Source organism: Gordonibacter sp. (assembly GCF_036667095.1).
GTDB lineage: Bacteria > Actinomycetota > Coriobacteriia > Coriobacteriales > Eggerthellaceae > Gordonibacter.
The window spans coordinates 1-2,402 of record NZ_JAVWUP010000299.1; the positions used below are offsets into that span (position 1 = coordinate 1).

Annotated in this window: 1 protein-coding gene; it reads right to left on the reverse strand. The window is 56.6% G+C overall.

Going from position 1 to position 2,402, the window contains the following annotated elements:
* Nucleotides 1-48 precede the first annotated feature (48 nt).
* A complete protein-coding gene (locus RR842_RS13935; RefSeq protein ID WP_332521871.1) occupies nucleotides 49-2,277 on the reverse strand; it encodes an EAL domain-containing protein in 2,229 nt (742 codons plus the stop codon).
* Nucleotides 2,278-2,402: the final 125 nt, after the last annotated feature.

The following is a 2,402-nucleotide window of genomic DNA, read 5'->3' on the forward strand; positions in this document are numbered from 1 at the left end:
CACACGCTGCAATGCAGACGACCGACCTTGTTGTCGTACTCCGTTTCGTCATGCCGTCCTGCCTTTCCGGTAGATCGGTTCGAACGTGGCCTCGTCCATTGGACGGGCAAAAAAGTAGCCTTGCGCTACGAGGCACCCGTGCTTGCTCATGAGGGAGACATTGTCCGCGGTTTCTACGCCTTCGACGACGATGTCGATATCCAGGCCCTCGGCCATTTTGATGACGGCTGCAAAAATGGTTTCTTGGCGGGCGCTGTTGCCGGTATCGCTGAGGAAGCCCTGATCTATCTTTATCGTGTCGATAGGGATGTCTTTGAGCATGTTCAGCGAAGAGTATCCCGAGCCGAAATCGTCCATAGCGAGGCGAAGGCCTGCTCGATGAGCCTCGTTGGCGAATGCCGCAACATCGTCTTTGCTGCCGAACAGGATGCTTTCAGTAAGTTCGAGTTCGACGAGTTCCGGGGGAACTCCGGCGTCGGAGAGCATGCCCGATACCCTGTTGACGAAATCGCTGTCTGCAAGGTGAAGGCGCGAGAAGTTCACGGAGACGGGCACGCATTCGACCCCTTCATCGAGTTGCCGATGCAGGAAATTCAGCACCGATCCGAGTACGGAGAAATCCAGGTCGACCACGAGACCGGTCTTCTCGCAAAGCGGAATGAACTCGAAAGGAGGAACGAGCGTACCGTCGGGCTTGCGCCATCGCACAAGGGCCTCGGCTCCCACGAGTTTACGGGATGAGATGTCTACTTTCGGCTGGTAGAAAGCTTCGAGCTCGTCGTGTGCCAGTGCCTGCTCTATATCCCGCTTCATCTGCTCATTGTGTTCCTGTTGCTCGTCGAAATCGCTCGTGTAACAGGCGACGCGGGCACCCAACTGTCCCTTGGATGCTTGGGCGACCGCTGATGCCTTGTCGGCCATGAGGTTGGGGCTTTGCGTGCGATCCTGAATAGGGTACAGGCCGGCAGTGAGGTAGAGCGGTATGTCGATAGAATTGCGGATACGGTTGAGCAGGCCGTCGAGGCGTTCGTCGCTTGCGTCATCGAGCAGCATGATGAAGTGGTCTGTCGATATACGGGCGAGCAACTCGCCCGGTGCCAGCTCGGATTGCGCGGCTTGGTGCATGGAGCGCAGCACCCTGTCGCCGTGCTCGAAGCCGTAATAGCTGTTGATGTACTTGAAGTTGTCGATGTCGAAGACGAGCAGGCTATGCTGTTCTTCGGGGTGTTTTTTGAGTTCGTCCGACAGATCCAGCTCGAAGCGGTTGAAGGTGGCGCCGCCGGTAACGGGGTCGACGAATGCGATGCTCTCCAGTTGGCGCTGCTGACGCTGCTTGTAGGAAAGGAATACCATCATTCCGATGAAGAAGGTGGCGACTACGATCAGGAGGATCGCATAGAACAGCATGATGACGTTGGAGCTGTTCGCCGTGACGGCATCGGATGCGACGCTCGTGATAAGGTACCAGTCGTGGATGTCCTCGATGGGAGTGTAGGCTGAGAAGTAGGAAATGCCGTCGATCGTTGTTTCCATGAAGCCAGCTCGATTGGCTGCCACATCGTTGCGTAGCTGGTCGGAGGCGGCGGTGTGGCCGTTGGCGTAGAGCGAACGGAAATGGTTGTCGGATTCCCGATTGTAGCCAGGCTGGGAGCTGATGAGTACATAGCCCTCGCTGTCCACGATGTTCATGAACCCCTGCGAGGAGAAAAGCGAGAGGGAGCAGATGTTGTACATCTCGTCGGGCGAGTACTCCCGCTGCAGCGTGCCGATGATTGCGTCCTGCACCTTTAACGGCACGCTGATGACGAACAGGTCCTCTCCGGTGAGCCGGGATACGGTGCGGTTGGAGATGTTCTGCTCGCCGGCGAGCGCGAACCTGAAATAGGAGCGTCCCGAGATGTCAACGGTTCGTCCGTCGGGAAAGAGCGCGTTGCCGCTTACATCGGATATGAAGAGATCGGACGATGCTTCCTGGCCTACGTCGCTACAGAACTGCCGAAACGCTTCGTTGAGGGCTGCCGGGGAGCGGTCGGTCTGTCCTTGCAGCCGATCGGAGATATGCGCTGCGTCGATGTCGAGATCGCTTACCTGGACCTTCAGCTTACTTGCGATGACGTCTTTGTTTTGCGTGGCGATCTCGGAGAGGCTGACTTTTGCGTCCGAATTCAGCATATCCTGGACGTGGTTCATGAGGAAGGCAACGGCTGTTAGGAGCAGGGCCATAGCGACAATAGCTGCTATTTGCGCTGCTCGGAACTTTTTGTTGGATGTCACCATATTCTGCCCTCAGTCAGCTTGCTGCGGTTATGCATGGCAGCATCAGAATTTTCATTATACTTGTTTGAGTTAGAAAAGTCCGAGGGATTCCCGAAAGGGCGCGGTGCGCATCGGTTCGGCTTGCC